Source organism: Streptomyces sp. NPDC002911 (assembly GCF_053591835.1).
Genome location: NZ_JBSFUO010000004.1, coordinates 164041 through 184342, shown reverse-complemented (window position 1 = coordinate 184342; position 20302 = coordinate 164041). Strand labels below are relative to the sequence as shown.

The following is a 20302-nucleotide window of genomic DNA, read 5'->3' as shown; positions in this document are numbered from 1 at the left end:
CCATGTGCGGGGCCGCCGCCCCCAGGACCGGCATGCTGGGTCCATGCCCGCCCCGCATCCGCACCCCGACCTCACCCGAGCCCTCGCCCAGGCCGTCCGCGGTGACGTGGACTCCGGCGCGATCGTTCGCGCGCTGACGACCATGGACGCGTCCAACTACCGCCGCGTCCCCGGCGCAGTCGTCGCCCCCCGCGACGCGGCGGACGTCGCGGAGGCCCTCCGCGTCTGCCGGGAGCACGCCGCCCCCGTCGTGCCCCGCGGCGGCGGCACCTCCATCGCCGGGCAGGCCACCGGCACCGGAGTCGTCCTGGACTTCACCCGCCACATGCGGCGGATCACCGAGCTGGACCCCGGCTCCCGTACCGCCGTCGTCCAGCCCGGTGTGGTCCTGGACGACCTGCGGGCCGCCGCTGCCCCGCACGGGCTGACGTTCGGCCCCGACCCGTCCACCCACAGCCGCTGCACGCTCGGCGGGATGATCGGCAACAACTCCTGCGGCTCGCACTCCGTCGCCTGGGGCACCACCGCCGACAACGTCCGGAGCCTGCGCGTCGTCCGGTACGGCGGCGGCGAGAGCCTGCACCTCGGCCGGGGCCTGCCCGACGCCCCGCCCGGCCTCCACGAGTTCGCCGCCGCCCACCTCGCCCTCCTGCGCACCGGCTTCCCCGAACTCCCGCGCCGCATCTCCGGCTACGCCCTCGACGCGCTGCTCCCCGAGCGCGGCCCCGACCCCGCCCGCGCCCTCTGCGGCAGCGAGGGAACCCTGGCCGTCGTCACCGAGGCGACCGTCCGCCTGGTCGAGACACCGGGCGCCCGCGCGCTCGCCGTCCTCGGGTACGCCGACGAGTCGGCCGCCGCCGAAGCCGCCCCCGGGCTCCTCCCGTACGGCCCGCTCACCGTCGAGGGCATGGCCGCCGACCTCGTACGCGAACCGGCCGGACTGCCCCGCGGCGCCGCCTGGCTGTTCGTGGAGACGGGCGGCGCCACCCCCGCCGAGGCCCGCGCCCACGCGGCCCGGATCCTGCGCGCCGCCGACGCCCTGGACGGCATCGTGGTCACGGACCCCGCCGGCATGCGGACCCTGTGGCGCATCCGCGAGGACGCCGCCGGGACCGCGACCCGGATGCCGGACGGCACGGAGGCGTGGCCGGGCTGGGAGGACTGCGCCGTGCCGCCCGCACGCCTCGGCGCGTATCTGCGCGACTTCCGCTCCCTGCTCGCCGAACACGGCCTGCGCGGCACCCCGTACGGGCACTTCGGCGACGGCTGCATCCACGTACGCATCGACTTCGACCTGCTGACCGAGCAGGGCGTGGCCGGCTTCCGCCGCTTCTCCGAGGACCAGGCCCGCCTGGTCGTCGCGCACGGCGGCTCACTGAGCGGTGAACACGGTGACGGGCAGGCGCGGGCCGAGCTGCTGCCCCGGATGTACGGGGACGAGATGGTCGGCCTGTTCACGCGGTTCAAGGACCTCTGGGACCCGGACGGCGGCCTGAACCCGGGCATCCTCGCCCGCCCCGCACGCCTCGACGAGAACCTTCGCTTCGCCGTGCTCCCCGGCCGCCCCGTGGACGTGGCCTTCGGCTACCCGCACGACGGCGGCGACTTCTCCGCCGCCGTACGCCGCTGTGTCGGCGTCGCCAAATGCCGTACGGCGACGCCGGGGCCGGACGTGATGTGCCCCTCCTTCCGGGCGACCGGCGAAGAGGCCCACTCCACCCGGGGCCGCGCCCGGCTGCTCCACGAGATGCTCGCGGGCGAGGTGATCACGGACGGCTGGCGGTCCACCGAGGTACGCGACGCCCTCGACCTGTGCCTGTCCTGCAAGGGCTGCCGCACCGACTGCCCGGTGGGCGTCGACATGGCCACGTACAAGGCGGAGTTCCTCCACCAGCACTACCGGGGCCGGCCGCGTCCGGCCGCGCACTACGCGATGGGCGGGCTCCCTCGGTGGCTGCGGATGGCCGCCCCCTTCGCGGGCGTGCTCAACGCCCTGGCCCGGGTCGGTCCGCTCGCCGCCCTCGCCAAGCGGCTCGGCGGCGTCGACCCGCGACGCGGGCTCCCGGTCCTGGCGCGGCAGACGTTCAGGGCCTGGTTCCGCACCCGGCGGACACAGGCGGACGGGCCGTCCGTCCTGCTCTGGCCGGACACCTTCACCGACCATCTCGCACCCGAGGCCGGCCGGGCGGCGGTACGGGTCCTGGAGTCGGCGGGCCGGACGCCCGTTCTGCCCGGCCGGGGTGTGTGCTGCGGCCTCACCTACGTGTCGACGGGCCGGCTCGACGCGGCCCGCGCCGTCATGCGCCGCACCCTGGACCGGATGGGCGCGGGGCTGGGCGACCCGCTCGTCGTACTGGAGCCGAGCTGCGCCGCCGCCCTGCGCACGGACCTTCCCGAGCTGCTGCCCGACGACCCGCGTGCCGCCCGGCTCGCCGCGTCGGTACGGACCCTGGCCCAGTATCTGGAGGAGTACGCGCCGGACTGGACGCCGCCCCGGCTGGACCGCCGGGTCGCCGGCCAGACCCACTGCCACCAGCACGCGGTGCTCGGCGACGCGGCCGAGCGCAGGCTCCGTGAAAGGGCGGGACTGAGCGGTGAGCTGAGCGGCGGCTGCTGCGGGCTGGCCGGCAACTTCGGCTTCGAGAAGGGGCACTGGGACGTCTCGGCGGCCTGCGCGGAGGACCAGCTCCTGCCCGCTGTGCGGGCGGCGGAGCCCGGTGCGGAGCTGCTGGCCGACGGCTTCTCCTGCCGCACCCAGCTGGACCAGCTGGCCGGGCGGCGGGCCCGGCACCTCGCCGAGGTACTGGCGGAAGGGCTCGACGGCTAGGGGGTCCGAATTCTCCGACGGCTTCGCCCACCACTGCGGAGAGCCGCGCGCTCTCCGGGGCCCGCGCCGCCGTCACGGCGGGGCGCGGCTCTACGGTGAGGACGTGAACAGGTACCGTTCGGTGTCCTATCGTGAACTCCGCGGTGCAATCCAATAGACTGCACATCTGACGTGACTGGATGAAAGGCTCCTGGTGAACGACCCGCGTGCTGTCGCAGAGCCGGCCGCTGCCGTTGCCGTACCCGAGGCGGTGTCCGCCCTCGACGAGCCCGGTCACGGCCGCCGCGGCGGTCGCGGAGTCGCACTCGGGCCGGTCGCGCTGGTGGTGGCGGGCGGGCTCTCCGTCCAGTTCGGCGCGGCGGTCGCCGTCCTGCTGATGCCGAGGGCGGGCGCACTCGGCGTCGTCACCCTGCGTCTCGCCGCGGCCGCGCTCGTCCTGCTGGTCGTCTGCCGGCCGAAGCTGCGGGGGCACTCGCGCGCCGACTGGGGCACCGTGGTGGCGTTCGGCGTCGCGATGGGCTGCATGAACACGCTCTTCTACCAGGCCGTCGACCGCATCCCGCTGGGCGCCGCCGTCACTCTGGAGGTCCTGGGCCCGCTGACCCTCTCCGTCGTCGCCTCCCGCCGCCTGGTCAACCTCGTCTGGGCCCTACTGGCGCTCGGCGGTGTCGTCCTGCTCAGCGGCGGAGGCTTCGACCGCCTGGATCCGGTCGGGGCGGCGTACGCCCTGGGCGCGGGCGCCATGTGGGCGGCGTACATCATCTTCAGCGCCCGCACCGGCCGCCGCTTCCCGCAGGCGGACGGCCTGGCCCTGGCCATGGTGGTGGCGGCGGTCCTCTCGCTGCCGCTGGGCATCATGGAGGCGGGCTCGAAGCTCGTGGTCCCCTCCACGCTGGGCCTGGGCATCGCCGTGGCGCTGCTGAGCTCAGTCCTCCCCTACACCCTGGAACTCATCGCCCTGCGCCGGCTGCCCGCGCCCACCTTCGCGATCCTGATGAGCCTCGAACCGGCCATCGCCGCCACGGCGGGCTTCTTCATCCTCGACCAGGCCCTCTCCTCGACGGACGCCCTGGCCATCGCCCTGGTCATCGGGGCGAGCATGGGCGCGGTGCGCAGCCAGACGGCCCGCGCGGCCACACCGAGCCGGGAGCGGGCGCGGGAGGCACGATGGAAGGGAGCGAAGGAAGGAGGCACGCGCATGCAATCCGCAAAGGAAACCGATGAATATGCCGGGCTGTACTCGCACACCCCCTCGCAGGCCGAGGGCGAACGCGACGAGCCGGCCGTGCGCGGCCGGGAGTCCGAGACGCACCCCGATGTCCCCCGCACCGAACCCTCACAGGCGGAGGGGGAGCGCGGGGAGTAGGGCGGGCGGCTGCCGGGTTCCCGCGTCGTGAACGACGGTGTGTACGTGGGCCACGCGGAGAAGGACGCGGCGCTGGACCGCGGGTGGCTGCTCGGGCACTTCAAGGACCCCTCCGACCCGCGCCACAGTGAGGCCCTGGAGATCAAGTGGGGCGTTCACCCCCAGGGTGACGAACGGGTGCAGTGGGTGCGGGGCGAGGAGCGCACGGCGCTGCTCGTGCTCATCAGCGGACGCTTCCGGATGCGGTTCCCCGGGCGTGACGTCGTGCTGGAACGTCAGGGCGACTACGTCGTGTGGGGCCGTGGTGTCGACCACTCCTGGCACGCGGAGGAGGAGTCCGTGGTGCTGACCGTGCGCTGGCCCTCCGTCCCGGGCTACCGCGCCGACTGAGATCCGCTCTGTAGGGAAGCGTCGCGCGGGTCGCCCAATAAATCATGCAAGCATGCTTGCTTGTTTTATTGGGCGCTGGCATGCTCCGGGGCACACCGCCACGCCCCGAGGGGAGCGCACCGTGCCCGACGCATCGGCCGTGACCGCCGCCGTGCTCGACGACATGCGGGAGGAGAGCGACGAGCTCGACCTGCTGGTAGCGGGGTTGAGCGCGCCCGAGTGGGCCGCGCCGACTCCCGCCGAGGGGTGGACCGTCGCCCACCAGATCGCCCACCTCAACTGGACCGACGAGGTGGCCCTGGTCGCCGCCACCGAGCCCGATGCCTTCGCCGTGGAGGTCGAGAGGGCGCTGGCCGCCCCCGATACCTTCGTCGGCGACGCGGCCCAGGAAGCCGTCACCGCCCTGACCCCCGAAGCCCTGCTCGTGGAGTGGCGGGAAGGACGGACCCGGCTCCAGGAATCCCTCCGCGCGGCGCCCGCGGGGACGAAGCTGCCCTGGTACGGCCCGCCCATGAGCGTCGCCTCGATGGCGACCGCGCGGCTCATGGAGACCTGGGCCCACGGCCAGGACATCGCCGACGCGCTCGGCGTGACCAGGAAGCCGACCGCCCGGCTGCGGCACGTCGCCCGGATCGGCGTACGGGCCAGGGACTACGCCTACTTCGTACGCGGGCTGCGACCGCCCGCCGAGCAGTTCCGGGTCGAACTGCGCGCGGACGACGGTGCGCTGACCGTGTACGGGCCCGAAGACGCCGCCCAGCGCGTCACCGGGCCGCTCCTCGACTTCTGCCTGCTCGTCACCCAGCGCGCCCACCGGGACGACCTCGCCGTCGAGGCGGTCGGCCCGGACGCGGGGCAGTGGCTGGACATCGCGCAGGCCTTCGCAGGACCCGCCGGGCCCGGGCGTCCCCGGAAGGCGGACCGGTGACCCGGCCGCTGCGCATCGGCAACGCGTCCGGCTTCTACGGCGACCGCTTCGAGGCCGTGCGCGACATGCTCACCGACGGCCCGCTGGACGTCCTGACCGGCGACTACCTCGCCGAGCTCACCATGCTGATCCTGGGCCGCAGCCGCCTCAAGGACCCGAAGCGCGGATACGCGTCGACCTTCCTGCGGCAGCTGGAGGAGAATCTCGGGCTCGCCCACGAGCGCGGCGTGAAGATCGTCGCCAACGCCGGCGGGCTGAATGCGGCGGGACTCGCCGACGCCGTGAGGGAGCTGGCGGACCGGACCGGCGTACCCGTCCGCGTAGCCCACGTCGAGGGCGACAGCCGCCCCGTGCCCGACGGCTGCCTCACCGCCAACGCCTACCTGGGCGGCGGAGGCATCGCCGCCTGCCTGCGCGCCGGGGCCGACATCGTCGTCACCGGCCGGGTCACCGACGCCGCCCTCGTCACCGGGCCCGCCGCCGCCCACTTCGGCTGGGGGCCGGACGCCCACGACGCCCTCGCCGGGGCCGTCGTCGCCGGACACGTCCTGGAGTGCGGCACCCAGGCGACCGGGGGCAACTACGCCTTCTTCGGTGAGCACGACGTCCGCCGCCCCGGGTTCCCGCTCGCCGAGATCCACGAGGACGGAAGCAGCGTCATCACCAAGCACGACGGCACGGGCGGTGTCGTCGACATCGGCACCGTCACCGCGCAGCTGCTGTACGAGACGGGTGGCGCCCGCTACGCCGGGCCCGACGTCACGGCCCGGCTCGACACCGTGACACTGACGCGGGACGGTCCCGACCGGGTACGGATCAGCGGCGTACGCGGCGAGGCCCCGCCGCCCACGCTCAAGGTCGGGCTCAACCGGCTCGGCGGGTGGCGCAACGAAGTCGTCTTCGTGCTGACCGGGCTCGACATCGAGGCGAAAGCCCGACTCGTGCGCCGGCAGTTCGCCGACGCCCTGGATCGCGCGGGTTCGAAGCCGGCCGAGGTGCGGTGGGAGCTCGCCCGCACCGACCGGGCCGACGCGGCGAGCGAGGAGACGGCCAGCGCCCTGCTGCGGCTCGTCGTCCGCGACCAGGACGCCGAGGTGGTCGGCCGCGCCGTGTCCGGGGCGGCCGTCGAGCTGGCACTCGGCAGCTACCCGGGCTTCCACGTGACGGCCCCGCCCGGGAAGGGCGCGCCCTACGGGGTGTTCGAGGCCGCGTGCGTACCGGCCGGGGAGGTCGAGCATGTCGCTGTGCTGCCCGACGGGACCCGGGAGACCGTCCCGGCAGCCGGCCCGTACCGGGAACTCGAAGAGGCGGCGGAGCCGGGCCTGCCCGACCCGCTGCCCGCCGGACCCACCCGCAGCGCGCCCCTCGGATACGTGGCGGGCGCCCGCAGCGGCGACAAGGGAGGCGACGCCAACGTCGGGGTGTGGGTACGGAGCGACGACGCCTGGCGGTGGCTGGCCCACGAGCTGACCGTGGCCCGCTTCCAGGAGCTGCTGCCGGAGACCGCCGGGCTCACCGTCGTACGCCATGTCCTGCCCCGGCTGCGCGCCCTCAACTTCGTCGTCCACGGCCTCCTCGGCGAAGGTGTCGCCGCGCAAACGCGATTCGATCCGCAGGCCAAGGCGGTGGGGGAGTGGCTGCGGTCCCGGCACGTGCCCGTCCCCCTGCAGCTGCTGGACCGACCGGAGGTGAACGCATGACCGTCCTGCCCACCGCACTCGACACCACGGGGCCCGAGTACGCAGCCCACCGCGAGGCCATGCTCGCGAAGCTCGCCGAGCTGGACACCGAGCACGCCAAGGCCCTGGCGGGCGGCGGCGAGAAGTACGTGGCGCGTCACCGGAAGCGCGGCAAGCTCCTCGCCCGTGAGCGGATCGAGCTGCTGGTCGACCCGGACACGCCGTTCCTGGAGCTGTCCCCGCTCGCCGCCTGGGGCAGCGATCACGCGGTCGGCGCCTCGCTCGTCACCGGGATCGGGGTCGTGTCCGGGGTGGAGTGCCTGATCACCGCGAACGACCCCACGGTGCGTGGCGGCGCATCCAACCCCTGGACCCTGAAGAAGGCGCTGCGCGCCAACGAGATCGCCTTCGCCAACCGGCTGCCCTGCATCTCCCTGGTGGAGTCCGGTGGCGCCGATCTGCCCTCGCAGAAGGAGATCTTCATCCCCGGCGGAGCGCTGTTCCGCGACCTCACCCGGCTGTCGGCCGCCGGAATCCCCACCGTGGCCGTGGTCTTCGGAAACTCGACGGCCGGCGGGGCGTACGTCCCCGGCATGTCCGACCACACCGTGATGATCAGTGAACAGTCCAAGGTGTTCCTCGGCGGACCGCCCTTGGTGAAGATGGCCACCGGCGAGGAGGCCGACGACGAATCGCTCGGCGGCGCCGAGATGCACGCCCGCACCTCCGGCCTCGCGGACCACTACGCCGTCGACGAGCACGACGCGCTGCGCCAGGCCCGTCGGATCGTCGCCCGGTTCAACTGGCGCAAGGCGCACCCGGACCCGGGACCCGCCGAGCCACCGAAGTACGACGAGGACGAGCTCATCGGGATCGTCCCCGGCGACCTCAAGACCCCCTTCGATCCGCGCGAGGTCATCGCCCGGCTCGTCGACGGCTCCGACTTCGACGCCTTCAAGCCGCTCTACGGGACGAGCCTGGTCACCGGCTGGGCACGCCTCCACGGATACCCCGTCGGCATTCTCGCCAACGCGCAAGGCGTGCTGTTCAGCGAGGAGTCGCAGAAGGCCGCCCAGTTCATCCAGCTCGCCAACCAGCGCGACATCCCGCTCCTCTTCCTGCACAACACGACGGGCTACATGGTCGGCAAGGAGTACGAGCAGGGCGGCATCATCAAGCACGGCGCGATGATGATCAACGCGGTGTCGAACTCCCGGGTCCCGCACCTGTCCGTGCTGATGGGCGCCTCCTACGGAGCCGGGCACTACGGCATGTGCGGCCGGGCCTACGACCCCCGCTTCCTCTTCGCCTGGCCCAGCAGCAAGTCCGCCGTCATGGGCCCCCAGCAGCTCGCGGGCGTGCTCTCCCTCGTCGCGCGCGCCTCCTCCGCCGCGAAGGGGCTGCCCTACGACGACGAGGCCGACGCCGGTCTGCGCGCCATGGTGGAACAGCAGATCGAGTCCGAGTCGCTGCCGGTGTTCCTCTCGGGGCGGTTGTACGACGACGGCGTCATCGACCCACGCGACACCAGGACCGTCCTCGGGATGTGCCTGTCCGCGATCCACACGGCACCGGTCGAAGGCGCGCGCGGCTTCGGCGTCTTCCGGATGTGAGGCAACCGATGATCACCACACTGCTTGTCGCCAACCGGGGCGAGATCGCCTGCCGGATCTTCCGCACCTGCCGTGAGCTGGGCATCGCCACCGTCGCGGTGTACTCCGACGCGGATGCCGGTGCCCTGCACGTACGGGAGGCCGACACCGCCGTACGCCTGCCGGGGGCCGCACCGGCCGACACGTATCTGCGCGGCGACCTCGTCGTCGCCGCCGCGCTCGCCGCAGGCGCCGACGCAGTCCACCCGGGGTACGGCTTCCTCTCGGAGAACGCCGGGTTCGCCCGGGCCGTGCAGGACGCGGGACTCGTCTGGGTGGGGCCGCCGGTCAAGGCCATCGAGCTGATGGCGTCCAAGACCCGGGCCAAGGAGCTGATGGCCGCCGCCGATGTGCCTCTGCTGGCCCCCGTCGATCCCGGGAGCGCCACCACCGCCGATCTGCCGCTGCTGCTGAAGGCGGCGGCGGGCGGCGGCGGACGCGGGATGCGGATCGTACGCGAACTCGCGGCGCTGCCGGATGAGTTGACCGCCGCAGCCGCCGAGGCAGCCTCCGCCTTCGGGGACGGTGAGGTCTTCGCCGAGCCGTACGTCGAGCGGGGCCGGCACGTCGAGGTGCAGGTCATGGCGGACGGGCAGGGCACGGTGTGGGCGCTCGGCACCCGCGACTGCTCGCTCCAGCGCCGCCACCAGAAGGTCATCGAGGAGGCCCCGGCCCCGGGCCTCGACGACGCCCTGCGGCAGAGGCTGCGCGACGCGGCGGTCGCCGCCGCGCAGGCGGTGGGCTACCGGGGGGCGGGGACCGTCGAGTTCCTCGTATCGGCCGAAGGCCGCCCGTACTTCCTGGAGATGAACACCCGGCTCCAGGTCGAACACCCCGTCACGGAAGCGGTGTTCGGCCTCGACCTCGTCGCTCTGCAACTGCGTGTCGCGGAGGGTGAGCCACTGCCGGCAGCAGCGCCCCCACCGCCCGGCGGACACGCCGTCGAGGCCCGGCTGTACGCCGAGGACCCGGCCCGGGACTGGCAGCCGCAGACCGGGGCGCTGTCCACGCTGGAGGTGCCCGACGAAGCCGGCATCCGTCTCGACACCGGGTACACCGGCGGCGACACCATCGGAATCCACTACGACCCGATGCTCGCCAAGGTCATCGCCCACGCCCCCACCCGCACCGAAGCCGTCCGGCTCCTGGCGCGTGCCCTGGAGCGCGCCCGCATCCACGGCCCGGTCACCAACCGTGAGCTCCTCGTACGCTCCCTGCGCCACCCGGACTTCGTCGCGGGGCGCCTCGACACCGGTTTCTACGACCGGCACCTGGCCGCTCTGACGGCGGCCGGCACGCCCGGCGAGGGCTCCGCCCGGCGGCTCGCCGTCACCGCCGCCGCGCTCGCCGCGGCCTCGGGCGCGGCCGTCGGCAGCGGTCCGGGTCCTGTCCGCTTCGGCGCCTGGCGCAACCTCGCCTCACAGCCGCAGACCAGGCGCTACCGCGGCGAGCCCGGCGGCACCGAGCACGAGATCGCGTACCGAACCGGCCGGGACGGCACCCCGGTCCCTGACACCCGCGAGCGGGTCCTCGCCGTCAGCCCCGGCGCGGTCACCCTGGAAACCGGCGGTGTGACCCGGCACTTCACGGTCAGCACCCACGGCGACCGGGTCCACGTCGACACGGCCGCCGGCTCGTACACCTTCACCGCCCTCCCGCGCTTCACCGACCCCGCCGAACGCACCGACCCAGGCTCCCTGCTGGCCCCCATGCCCGGCACCGTCGTCCGCCTCGCCGACGGCCTCGCCCCGGGTACGGCCGTCGAGGCCGGGCAGCCCCTGATCTGGCTGGAGGCGATGAAGATGGAGCACCGCATCCTCGCCCCGGCCTCCGGCACCCTCACCGCGCTCCACGCCGCCCCCGGACTCCAGGTCGAGGTCGGCGCGCTGCTCGCCGTCGTACAGGACGCATCCGCGGACGCTCCCGCAGCAGTCCCCGCGCACCAGGAGGAGACGACCCCATGAGCACCGTCCTCGAAACCCAGGAGCACCAGGCCCTCCGCGCCGCCGTCGCCGCCCTCGGCAAGCGCTTCGGCCGTGACTACAGCACCGGCCTGGCCCGCAGGGGCGAGCACCCCCGCGAACTGTGGGAAGAGGCGGGCAGGCTCGGCTACCTCGGCGTCAATCTCCCCGAGGAGTACGGCGGCGGGGGCGCCGGCATGGCCGAGCTCTCCATCGTCCTGGAGGAGCTGGGCGCCGCCGGCAGCCCCCTCCTCATGCTGGTCGTCTCCCCGGCGATCTGCGGCACCGTCATCGCCCGCTTCGGCACCGAGGCCCAGAAGCGGACCTGGCTCCCCGGCCTCTCCGACGGCTCCCTGACCATGTCGTTCGGCATCACCGAGCCCGACGCCGGCTCCAACTCGCACCGCATCACGACCACCGCCCGCCGCGACGGTGAGGCCGGCTGGATCCTCAGCGGCCGCAAGGTCTTCATCTCCGGCGTCGACATCTCCGACGCCACGCTGATCGTCGGCCGCACCGAGGACGCGAAAACCGGCAGCCTCAAGCCCTGCCTCTTCATCGTCCCCCGCGAGGCCCCCGGCTTCTCCCGCACCCGGATCGACATGGAACTGCAAGCCGCCGAGAAGCAGTTCGAGCTGGTCCTCGACGACGTACGGCTGCCGGCCGACGCGCTCGTCGGCGACGAGGACGCGGGTCTGCTCCAGCTCTTCGCCGGACTGAACCCGGAACGCATCATGGGCGCCGCCTTCTCCATCGGCATGGGCCGCTACGCCCTCGACCGGGCCGTGGACTACGCGAAGACCCGCACCGTCTGGAAGGGCGCACCCATCGGCGCCCACCAGGCCATCGCGCACCCGCTCGCCCAGGCGCACATCGAGCTGGAACTCTCCCGGCTGATGATGCAGAAGGCCGCGAAGCTCTACGACGACGGCGACGACACAGGTGCGGGCGAGGCCGCCAACATGGCGAAGTACGCCGCCGCCGAAGCCTGTGTCAGGGCCGTCGACCAGGCCGTCCACACCCTCGGCGGTAACGGGCTCACCCGCGAATACGGGCTCGCCTCCCTGATCACGGCAGCGCGTGTCTCCCGTATCGCACCCGTCAGCCGGGAAATGATCCTGAACTACGTCTCCCACCAGACCCTGGGCCTGCCGAAGTCGTACTGACGCCGGTCGTGTCACGGGTCTCCCCATCCGCCCCGGCAGGGGCGATTCTGGCTCTCCACCCGCGTCGAAGGGGACCGAAATGGTGTTCCACAGCGAGTACGCAGACGTCCCGCCCCTCGAAACACCCATCCACGAAGCCGTCCTCAAAAACGCGGCGGACTTCGGTGACACCCCCGCCCTGATCGACGGGACCAACGGGATGAGCGTCACGTACCGCCAGCTCGACACCTTCCACCGGCGCATCGCCGCCCACCTCGCCGCGGCGGGCCTGCGCAAGGGCGACGTCCTCGCCCTGCACAGCCCCAACACGATCGCCTACCCGCCCGTCTTCTACGGGGCCACCCGGGCCGGCGCCACCGTCACCACCATCCACCCCCTCGCCACCCCCGAGGAGTTCGCCAAGCAGCTGCGGGACTCCTCCGCCCGCTGGATCGTCACCGTCTCCCCGCTCCTCGACACCGCCCGCCGGGCCGCCGGACTCGCGGGCGGCATCCAGGAGATCTACGTCTGTGACCAGGCCGAGGGCCACACCTCCGTACTGGACATGCTGGGCTCAACGGCCCCCGAACCCGACATCGCCTTCGACCCGGCCCAGGACATCGCCGTACTCCCGTACTCCTCGGGGACCACCGGCACCCCCAAGGGCGTCATGCTCACCCACCGATCCATCGCCACCAACCTGGAGCAGCTGCGGCCCTTCGTCCCCCTCGGCGAACACGACCGCATCCTGGCCGTGCTGCCCTTCTTCCACATCTACGGCCTGACCGCGCTCATGAACGGGCCGCTGCGCTACGGCGCCACGGTCGTCGTCCTGCCCCGTTTCGACCTCGCCCAGTTCCTCGAAACGATTCAGACCCACCGCATCACCGGCCTGTACGTGGCCCCGCCCATCGTGCTGGCCCTCGCGAAGCACCCGCTCGTGGGTGACTACGACCTCTCGTCGCTGAAGTACATCGTCAGCGCCGCCGCCCCTCTCGACGCCGGGCTCGCCGCCGCCTGCTCCACCCGGCTCGGCGTCCCCGCCGTCCGGCAGGCTTACGGCATGACGGAACTCTCGCCCGGCACCCATGTCGTCCCCCTCGCGGCGGAGAACCCGCCACCCGGCACGGTCGGCAAGCTGCTGCCCGGCACGGAGATGCGGATCGTCTCGCTCACCGACCCCGGCATCGACGTCACCACCGGCACCGCCGGCGAGATCCTCATCCGCGGCCCCCAGGTCATGAAGGGCTACCTCGGCCGCCCCGACGCCACCGCCGCCATGATCGACGAGGACGGCTGGCTGCACACCGGGGACGTCGGCAGGGTCGACGACGACGGCTGGCTGTACGTCGTCGACCGGGTCAAGGAGCTCATCAAGTACAAGGGCTACCAGGTCGCCCCCGCCGACCTGGAGGCCCTCCTCCTCACCCACCCCGAGATCGCCGACGCCGCCGTCATCGGGGTCTACGACGCCGACGGCAACGAGGTCCCCAAGGCCTACCTGGTCCGCGGCCCCGGAGCCGGGGACCTCACGGAGGAGGACGTCATCACGTACGTCTCCGAGCGGGTCTCCCCGTACAAGAAGGTCAGACGGGCCGAATTCATCGAGGCCGTACCGCGCGCCGTGTCCGGCAAGATCCTGCGGCGCGAACTGCGCGACCGGGAGAAGCGGGCCTGACACGTCGGCGGGCCGCTCCTCGCGCGCCCGCCGTACGCCGGTCTCACCGTCCGCAGCCCCCCGGCCGTGGCTAGGAGGCCCTGCTCAGGGCAGGATCGGTGCGCCAGACGAAGGCGAGTTCGGACAGGGGTACGCCGAGCACCTCGCTGAGCCGGACGATCGTGCCGAACGCGGGCGTCGGCAGCCGGCCGGTCTCGATCTTGCGGAGGGTCTCCGGTGAGATCCCCGCTTCCAGGGCCACTTCGACGGGGCTGCGTCCTGCCCGGGCGGAGCGCAACGCGGCCCCGAGGCGTCGGCCCGCCTCGATCTGTTCGGGGGCGAGCGGATGACGAACCATGCGCACATGCTAGAGCCGCACATGTTCGGGCGGCAACCACTCCACCCCCTGGTATAAATATACCTGTCAGCGCCCAGGAGGATCGAGGAACGCAGTGATCGAGCACAAAACTCCCCAAGACATCGAGCGTATGCGCGTCACCGGGCAGTTCGTCGGCCAGGTGCTGGCTGAGCTCGGTGACCTCGCCGCAGTAGGGGTCAATCTGCTGGACCTTGAGCATCATGCCCGCCGTCGGATCAAAAAGCGCGGCGCGGAGTCCTGTTACTGGGACTACGAGCCCTCCTTCGGCAAGGGCCCGTTCCGTAACGTGGTGTGCCTCTCGGTCAATGACGCCGTGCTGCACGGATTGCCGCACAGCTACAAGCTGCGCGACGGGGACCTGCTGACCATGGATATGGCGGTGAGCATCGACGGCTGGGCCGCCGACTCCGCTCACTCCGTCATCGTCGGCACCCCGGCCGAGGAGGACCTGCGGCTGATCGAGGCCACCGAGGTCGCCCTGGAAGCCGCGATCGAGGTCGCCCGGCCGGGCAACAGGCTCGGGGACATCTCGGCGGCCATCGGCGCGGTCGCCGCCCGGTACGGCTACCCGGTCAACCTGGAGTTCGGCGGTCACGGTATCGGCCGCACGATGCACGAGGACCTGCACATCCCCAACGACGGCCGTCCTGGGCGCGGTTGGAAGCTGCGCCCCGGCCTGACGATAGCGATCGAGCCCTGGTTCGCCGCCGGCACCAACAAGATCGTCCATGACCCGGACGGCTGGACGATCCGCTCGGCCGACGGCTCGCGCACCGCTCATTCCGAGCACACGGTTGCCATCACCGAGACCGGCCCGCTCGTGCTCACCCGGCGCCCTCAGAGCGACAAGGGGCTGGAAGGCCGACGGGAGTCATCGGTGACCGGACGCTGACGAGGGCCGATCGCCGACCACATGCGCACCGGGCTCGTCGCCCGTGTGGGCGTCCGGCCCGGCTGAGGGGATGGTGTGCGCGGCGGCGCCGGGGCCTCCGACGCCGGTCGCCCGGAGGGGATGCGCCAGGTCGTCAGGGCACCGTCATGTCACCGCCTCGACGGATCGTGGGTCCTGGGTGCCGGACGGCATGCCGTGTCCTCCAAATCATGCAAGCGTGCTTGATTGTTCTGGCGCCTGCTGCCACGCTCGACGCGACGGCTCGGCAGAAGGAGAGCTACCGGATGAGCCAGCTCGCCCCACCCGCCCACGAGCGGGGCATCACCACGCTCGCCCTCGACAACCCGGCCAAGCGCAACGCGCTCTCGGCCCGCCTCGTCGGCGAGCTCTCCGAAGCGCTGGCCGGCTGTGCGGCCGACGACGCCGTACGGGCCGTGGTCCTCACCCACACCGGCACCACGTTCTGCGCGGGCGCCGACCTCACCGCACCGCCCGATCCGCATGACCTCGTCGCCCTCATGCGGCGCATCGTCGCCATGCCCAAGCCCGTCGTCGCCAGGGTCACCGGGCACGTCCGGGCCGGCGGGCTGGGGCTGCTCGGGGCGTGCGACATCTCCGTCGCCGGCCCCGACTCCTCCTTCGCCCTCACCGAGTCCCGCCTGGGTCTCGCCCCCGCCGTGATCTCCCTGCCGCTGCTGCCCCGCCTCGACCCACGCGCCGCAGCCCGCTACTACCTCACCGGGGAACGCTTCGACGCCGCGGAAGCGGCCCGCATCGGCCTCGTGAGCGTCGCCGCCGAGGACGTGGACAAGGCGCTCGTACCGGTACTGGACGGACTGCGCAGAGCGTCACCGCAGGGGCTGGCGGCATCGAAGGAGCTGGTCACGGCTAGTGTGCTGCGGAGTTTCGACAGTCACGCCGAAGACCTCATCGCCCGCTCCGCAGCGCTCTTCGCCTCCGACGACGCACGGGAGGGGATGACGGCCTTCCTGGAACGACGGGATCCCGCATGGGTGCTGTGACGCCCCCGAAGCAGGACAGGAGCCGCGCCACGCGGCAGCGGCTCCTGGCCTCGGCGGTCGCCTGCCTCGCCGAACGCGGCTGGGCGGGCTCCACCGTCTCCGTCGTCGCCGAACACGCGGGGGTCTCGCGGGGCGCCGCCCAGCACCACTTCCCGACCCGGGAGGACCTGTTCACCGGTGCCGTGGAGTACGTAGCCGAGGAGCGCTCCGCCGCCCTGCGCGCCCTCCCCGTCCAGGGCCGCACCGAGGTCGTCGCCGCGCTCGTCGACCTGTACACCGGGCCCCTCTTCCGCGCCGCCCTCCAGCTCTGGGTCGCGGCCTCGAACGAGGCCCAGCTGAGGCCCCGGGTCACCGAGCTCGAAGCGCGCGTGGGCCGCGAGACCCACCGCATCGCCGTCGAGCTCCTCGGCGCGGACGAGACCCGGCCCGGGGTGCGCGAGACGGTGCAGGGGCTCCTCGACATGGCCCGGGGCCTGGGTCTCGCCAACCTGTTGACCGACGACACCGCCCGCCGGGGCAGGGTCGTGGCGCAGTGGGCGGCTCTGCTGGACGAGGCGCTGGGCTGAGGGCGCCGGGACTCGCTGGGCAGTCATTGGGGGGTTTACGGGCAGATAGCGGCCCCATACATCCCATATGGATGTCCGTAACTCCCCAACGACTGGGCGGATCACGGGGCTCCGGGCGGGGTGAACTCCGGCTGGTCGAGCACCCGCAGCCAGCTTCCGTCGGGCTGTCGCCGGACGACCTGGGCGCGGGCTCCGGCCCCGTCCTTCGGCGGGGTCGACGTCAGGGCGATGCCGCCGCTGACCAGGGTCGGCAGCGGCGGCTCCTGCTCGAAGCGCGGGCGGTCGGCCAGTACCTTCTCCCACAGCGCGCGGATCGCCTCCCGCCCCACCGTCACCTCGCCGGGCGGGAAGGCCAGCACAGCCTCCTCCTCGTAGAGCGCGGCGACCCCGGCCGCGTCGCCGGCGTTGGACCGCTCGACGAACAGGCGGGTGATGTCCTCGGGGCGCAGAGCCTTCTCTTGCTCGGGCATGGGTTCCTCCTGGTCCGATTCCGATTCCTGTCCTTCCAGCGTGGTCGGCCACTTTCCAGAAGTCCAACAGATGGTTCTGATGGAAACTAGAATCTGTGGTCATGGACCTGAGGCAGCTGGAGTACTTCGTCGCCGTCGCCGAGGAGCGCAACTTCACCAGGGCGGCCGAGCGGGTGCACATCAGTCAGTCCGGTGTGAGCGCCCAGATCCGCCGGCTGGAACGGGAGCTGGGGGCCGAGCTGTTCGACCGGTCGTCGCGCACCGCCGCCCTCACCGTCGCCGGCAAGGCCGCGCTCGAACACGCCCGCGCCGCGCTGGCCGCAGCCGAGGCGGTGGGGCAGGCGGTGGGAGAGGTGGCCGAGCTGATCCGCGGCCGGCTCACCGTCGGGATGGTCATCGGCTGCACCGTCACCCCGCTGTTCGACGCCCTCGCCGCGTTCCACCGTGCCCATCCCGGGGTCGGGATCGCGCTGCTGGAGGACAACTCCGACCGGCTCGTCGAGGGGGTACGCACCGGCGCCGTCGATCTGGCCCTGATCGGGACCGCTGCTCCCGTCCCCGAAGGGCTGGGATCCCTGACGGTCATCAGCGAGCGGCTCGTCGCCGCCGTCCGGGACGGGGACCCCCTCGCGCGACAACAGCGGGTCACGCTGCGCGACCTGACGGCCCGCCCCCTCATCTGCATGCCACCCGGCACCGGCCTCCGTACGCTCCTCGACCGTGCCTGCGCCGCCCAGGGCCTCCAGCCCGTTATCGCGCTGCAGGCCAGTGCGGCGGACGCCGTCGCGGACCTCGCCGCGCGTGGGCTGGGGGTCGCCGTCCTCAGCGCGTCGATGGCCGCGAGCTACGATGACCGGCTCACCGCCCGCCTCATCGACGACGTCGAGACACCGGCGCTCCTCGCGCTGGTGTGGAGGGGCACGAACAGCCCGGCGCTGCGCGAGCTGCTCGTACACAGCCGACGGGCGTTCGGCGCCTCCCCAGGCGGCGGGGACAGCCGTGGCGATGACGATGTGTGAGCGGGCGTTGTCGTCACCGGCTGGTAGAACAACGGGAGTTGTTGACGCAAGCCCACCGAAGGACGACTGTGATCGATCATGTGGAGCACTTCCACGGCCTGCCCGCCCTCACCTTCCCGCCGTGCACCCACAGCGCGGGCCTGCCCGCCGCCGGGGCCGCGGCCTGGCGTCTCGAGCTTGACGACACGGACGGCGACGAAGCGTCGGACGACTACTGGGAGCGCTTCCTCACGACCATGCCGGCCCAGGACGTACGCGCGCTGATCATCGGCTACCCCTGGTACACCGAGTGGGGCCTGGGCAGCATGACCGAGGAGGTCGCGGAGGCGAACTCCCGGCTCGTCAACCTGGAAGCGGTGTTCCTCGGCGACGTCATATCCGAACAGTCCGAGCTCTCCTGGATGGAGCAGTCCGACGTCACCCCTGTCCTGAAGGCCTACCCCCGGCTCCGGGAGCTCGCGGTGCGGGGCAGCTCCGGCCTGGCGTTCCCGCCCGTGCGCCACGAGGCACTGCGCACCCTGCGCTTCGAGTGCGGCGGACTGCCCGCCGAGGTGGTGCGCGGCGTCCTGGCCTCCGACCTGCCGGCCCTGGAACACCTGGAGCTGTGGCTGGGCGACGAGTACTACGGCTGTGACACGACCCTGGAAGACCTCGCGCCGCTGCTGGAGGGCACACGGTTCCCCGCGCTGCGGCATCTGGGGCTGCAGAACAGCCAGTTCCAGGACGAGATCGCCGCCGCCGTGGCTCACGCACCCGTCGTCGCCCGCCTCGAATCGCTCAGCCTGTCGTTGGGGACGCTCGGTGACGTAGGGGCACAGGCGCTGCTGAACGGGCAGCCGCTCACCCACCTGCGCTCGCTCGACCTGCACCACCACTTCGTGAGCGACGCCATGATGCTGCGGATCCGGGAGACTCTCGAACCCGCAGGCGTACGGGTCGACCTGTCCGAGCGGGAGGACGACGAGGACGACGACGGCGCGCGCTACGTCGCCGCCGCCGAATAACTCCCTCCCCGGACACCGCTCCCGCGAAAGGCCTTCCGTGTCGCACACCTCCGACGGCTTCGACCCCGATGCCCAGCTCCTCACCAGCGCCCACCTGGACCGCCGTGGCCCCTGGCTGGACCCCACCGGACCCGTGCCGCCGTACCACCTCCTGCAAGCGGCGCTCACCACCGGCCGCAGCCCCGCCGAGGCCAGGGACCGGTTCGCTGAGCTGGGCTACCAGGTGCCCACGCCCGAGGAACTGGCCGCGCTCCCGGCCGATGCCGTGAAGCTGGTCAGCTTCAACCTCGACGGCGCTTTCCCCTGGGTCCGGCGCCCCCGGACCCCGGTACCGCGCGTCCTTCCCCGAATCGTCAGCCGAACGGCACGATCAGCAGCGGGATTCGGCGTACGTCGCTCAGGGTGAGCGCGAGGCCCGCCAGGGCGCAGGCGGCACGCATGGTGATCAGCCCGTCGGCCTCGCCGGGCTCGAAGTCCTCCGTCCCGACGGTGCCGGCGGCCTCGAACGCCGTGCGCAGTTCGGCGGGCATGGCGGGGATGTCCTTCTCCGTATCGAGGTCGTCCACGTTGACCCACTCGATCTGCTCGCCGTCGACGGCATAGGTGAGGCTGGCGTCCCCGTTGATGGTGTACACGCTCATGGCCGCTGTCCGCCCATCGGCGGACAGCGCCTTCGTCATCGTGTCGTCGTCGCAGGTGAACCCGGAGTCGTCGTAGACGAAGGTCCACTCACCGACGCGTCCCGCCAGCAGTGCGGCAGAGGTCCCCGGTCGGATACCGAGAGCCGCACAGGGCAGCGAGGTCCACTCGTCCGGCCTGCTGTCGGGCAGCTCGCAGGACCGGATCAACCCGGGCTTGGCGCCCAGCACCTGCAGCGCTTCCGCCGGTTCGACGCCGCGCACGACGTGCAGGATGTGGTTCGGGTCGTCGTTGGCCAGCTCGCTGATCCATATCGGCGTTCCCTCGGAGTCGAGCGTGCTCGGCGGAAAACCAGGGGTGGGCATCATCGGCCTCTTTCGTCATGGGCGCGTGCGGCACCCCCGGCAGCGGTGCCGCGGGTGAGGGGGCGCCGGTGGGAGTGCTGTCACCGGCGAACGCGGGTGACATGTCCGGCGACGTGCGGCGGGACCGCGTTCGGTGACGTGTCGGACGAGGGTGCCGACGCCGGCACGGGCGGATGTGTGGCGGGGGCGTGCCGGGAACACCGGGGTGGACGTACCGTCCTCGGCGTCGCGTGTCAGGGCCCTGTGGCGCAGGCGGTGGAGCGTCCGCCCGCACCGCCTCCGGCGCCGGTTCGATCGCCACGCCGGCCCCGCCCTTCCGTCGCTGCCGCAGGTCGCGATGA

17 protein-coding genes and 1 pseudogene are annotated in these 20302 nt (G+C 72.6%); 15 read left to right on the top strand and 3 right to left on the bottom strand.

The window, feature by feature from the left end:
* Positions 1-43: 43 nt before the first annotated feature.
* The 9 genes and pseudogenes from ACWD04_RS08670 to ACWD04_RS08630 all read left to right on the top strand — a co-directional run bounded on the left by ACWD04_RS08670 (position 44) and on the right by ACWD04_RS08630 (position 13626).
* A complete protein-coding gene (locus ACWD04_RS08670; protein WP_451129534.1) occupies positions 44-2827 on the top strand; it encodes an FAD-binding and (Fe-S)-binding domain-containing protein in 2784 nt (927 codons plus the stop codon).
* Between the two features lie 193 nt (positions 2828-3020).
* Positions 3021-3962 (top strand): annotated as a pseudogene (locus ACWD04_RS08665) (EamA family transporter); the annotation flags it as partial.
* A 258-nt stretch (positions 3963-4220) separates the two neighbouring features.
* Complete coding sequence (locus tag ACWD04_RS08660; protein ID WP_451129532.1) at positions 4221-4583, top strand: signal peptidase I; 363 nt, start codon at positions 4221-4223, stop codon at positions 4581-4583.
* A gap of 121 nt (positions 4584-4704) precedes the next feature.
* Positions 4705-5511, top strand: coding sequence for a TIGR03084 family metal-binding protein (locus ACWD04_RS08655; RefSeq protein WP_451129530.1), 807 nt, complete (start codon positions 4705-4707; stop codon positions 5509-5511).
* On the top strand, positions 5508-7211 hold the full coding sequence (locus tag ACWD04_RS08650; protein ID WP_451129528.1) for an acyclic terpene utilization AtuA family protein: 1704 nt from the start codon (positions 5508-5510) through the stop codon (positions 7209-7211). The genes ACWD04_RS08655 and ACWD04_RS08650 overlap by 4 nt, the downstream gene beginning before the upstream one ends.
* The gene (locus tag ACWD04_RS08645; RefSeq protein ID WP_451129526.1) at positions 7208-8803 is read left to right on the top strand and encodes an acyl-CoA carboxylase subunit beta; all 1596 of its coding nucleotides are present in this window, start codon (positions 7208-7210) and stop codon (positions 8801-8803) included. The genes ACWD04_RS08650 and ACWD04_RS08645 overlap by 4 nt, the downstream gene beginning before the upstream one ends.
* Before the next feature lie 8 nt (positions 8804-8811).
* Positions 8812-10806: an acetyl/propionyl/methylcrotonyl-CoA carboxylase subunit alpha gene (locus ACWD04_RS08640; RefSeq protein WP_451129524.1), complete on the top strand. Its 1995-nt coding sequence runs from the start codon at positions 8812-8814 to the stop codon at positions 10804-10806.
* On the top strand, positions 10803-11969 hold the full coding sequence (locus ACWD04_RS08635; protein ID WP_451129522.1) for an acyl-CoA dehydrogenase family protein: 1167 nt from the start codon (positions 10803-10805) through the stop codon (positions 11967-11969). The genes ACWD04_RS08640 and ACWD04_RS08635 overlap by 4 nt, the downstream gene beginning before the upstream one ends.
* Positions 11970-12048: 79 nt before the next feature.
* Entirely contained in the window at positions 12049-13626 is a 1578-nt protein-coding gene (locus tag ACWD04_RS08630) for a 4-coumarate--CoA ligase family protein (RefSeq protein ID WP_451129520.1), read from the top strand.
* Between the two features lie 70 nt (positions 13627-13696).
* Here ACWD04_RS08630 and ACWD04_RS08625 read toward each other — a convergent pair whose 3' ends face one another.
* A complete protein-coding gene (locus ACWD04_RS08625) occupies positions 13697-13963 on the bottom strand; it encodes a helix-turn-helix domain-containing protein (protein WP_451129518.1) in 267 nt (88 codons plus the stop codon).
* A 94-nt stretch (positions 13964-14057) separates the two neighbouring features.
* Here ACWD04_RS08625 and map point away from each other — a divergent pair, with 94 nt between their 5' ends.
* From map to ACWD04_RS08610, 3 genes are all read left to right on the top strand, one after another.
* Positions 14058-14876 (top strand): type I methionyl aminopeptidase, encoded by an 819-nt coding sequence (map, locus tag ACWD04_RS08620; RefSeq protein ID WP_451129516.1) that lies wholly within the window; start codon positions 14058-14060, stop codon positions 14874-14876.
* 284 nt (positions 14877-15160) lie between these two features.
* Positions 15161-15898 carry an enoyl-CoA hydratase family protein gene (locus ACWD04_RS08615; RefSeq protein WP_451129514.1) on the top strand — a complete coding sequence of 246 codons (738 nt, stop codon included), beginning with the start codon at positions 15161-15163 and terminating at the stop codon, positions 15896-15898.
* Entirely contained in the window at positions 15886-16464 is a 579-nt protein-coding gene (locus tag ACWD04_RS08610; RefSeq protein ID WP_451129512.1) for a TetR/AcrR family transcriptional regulator, read from the top strand. The genes ACWD04_RS08615 and ACWD04_RS08610 overlap by 13 nt, the downstream gene beginning before the upstream one ends.
* 101 nt (positions 16465-16565) lie before the next feature.
* Here ACWD04_RS08610 and ACWD04_RS08605 read toward each other — a convergent pair whose 3' ends face one another.
* A complete protein-coding gene (locus tag ACWD04_RS08605; RefSeq protein ID WP_451129510.1) occupies positions 16566-16934 on the bottom strand; it encodes a YybH family protein in 369 nt (122 codons plus the stop codon).
* Between the two features lie 101 nt (positions 16935-17035).
* On the opposite strand from ACWD04_RS08605, the gene ACWD04_RS08600 reads away from it, so the two are divergent.
* The 3 genes from ACWD04_RS08600 to ACWD04_RS08590 all read left to right on the top strand — a co-directional run bounded on the left by ACWD04_RS08600 (position 17036) and on the right by ACWD04_RS08590 (position 19363).
* The gene (locus tag ACWD04_RS08600) at positions 17036-17953 is read left to right on the top strand and encodes a LysR family transcriptional regulator (protein ID WP_451129508.1); all 918 of its coding nucleotides are present in this window, start codon (positions 17036-17038) and stop codon (positions 17951-17953) included.
* Between the two features lie 71 nt (positions 17954-18024).
* Positions 18025-18957 (top strand): STM4015 family protein, encoded by a 933-nt coding sequence (locus tag ACWD04_RS08595; protein WP_451129995.1) that lies wholly within the window; start codon positions 18025-18027, stop codon positions 18955-18957.
* Between the two features lie 37 nt (positions 18958-18994).
* Complete coding sequence (locus ACWD04_RS08590; protein ID WP_451129506.1) at positions 18995-19363, top strand: wHTH domain-containing protein; 369 nt, start codon at positions 18995-18997, stop codon at positions 19361-19363.
* Here ACWD04_RS08590 and ACWD04_RS08585 read toward each other — a convergent pair.
* The gene (locus ACWD04_RS08585; protein WP_451129504.1) at positions 19311-19964 is read right to left on the bottom strand and encodes a DUF6461 domain-containing protein; all 654 of its coding nucleotides are present in this window, start codon (positions 19962-19964) and stop codon (positions 19311-19313) included. The genes ACWD04_RS08590 and ACWD04_RS08585 overlap by 53 nt on opposite strands.
* Positions 19965-20302 lie beyond the last annotated feature (338 nt).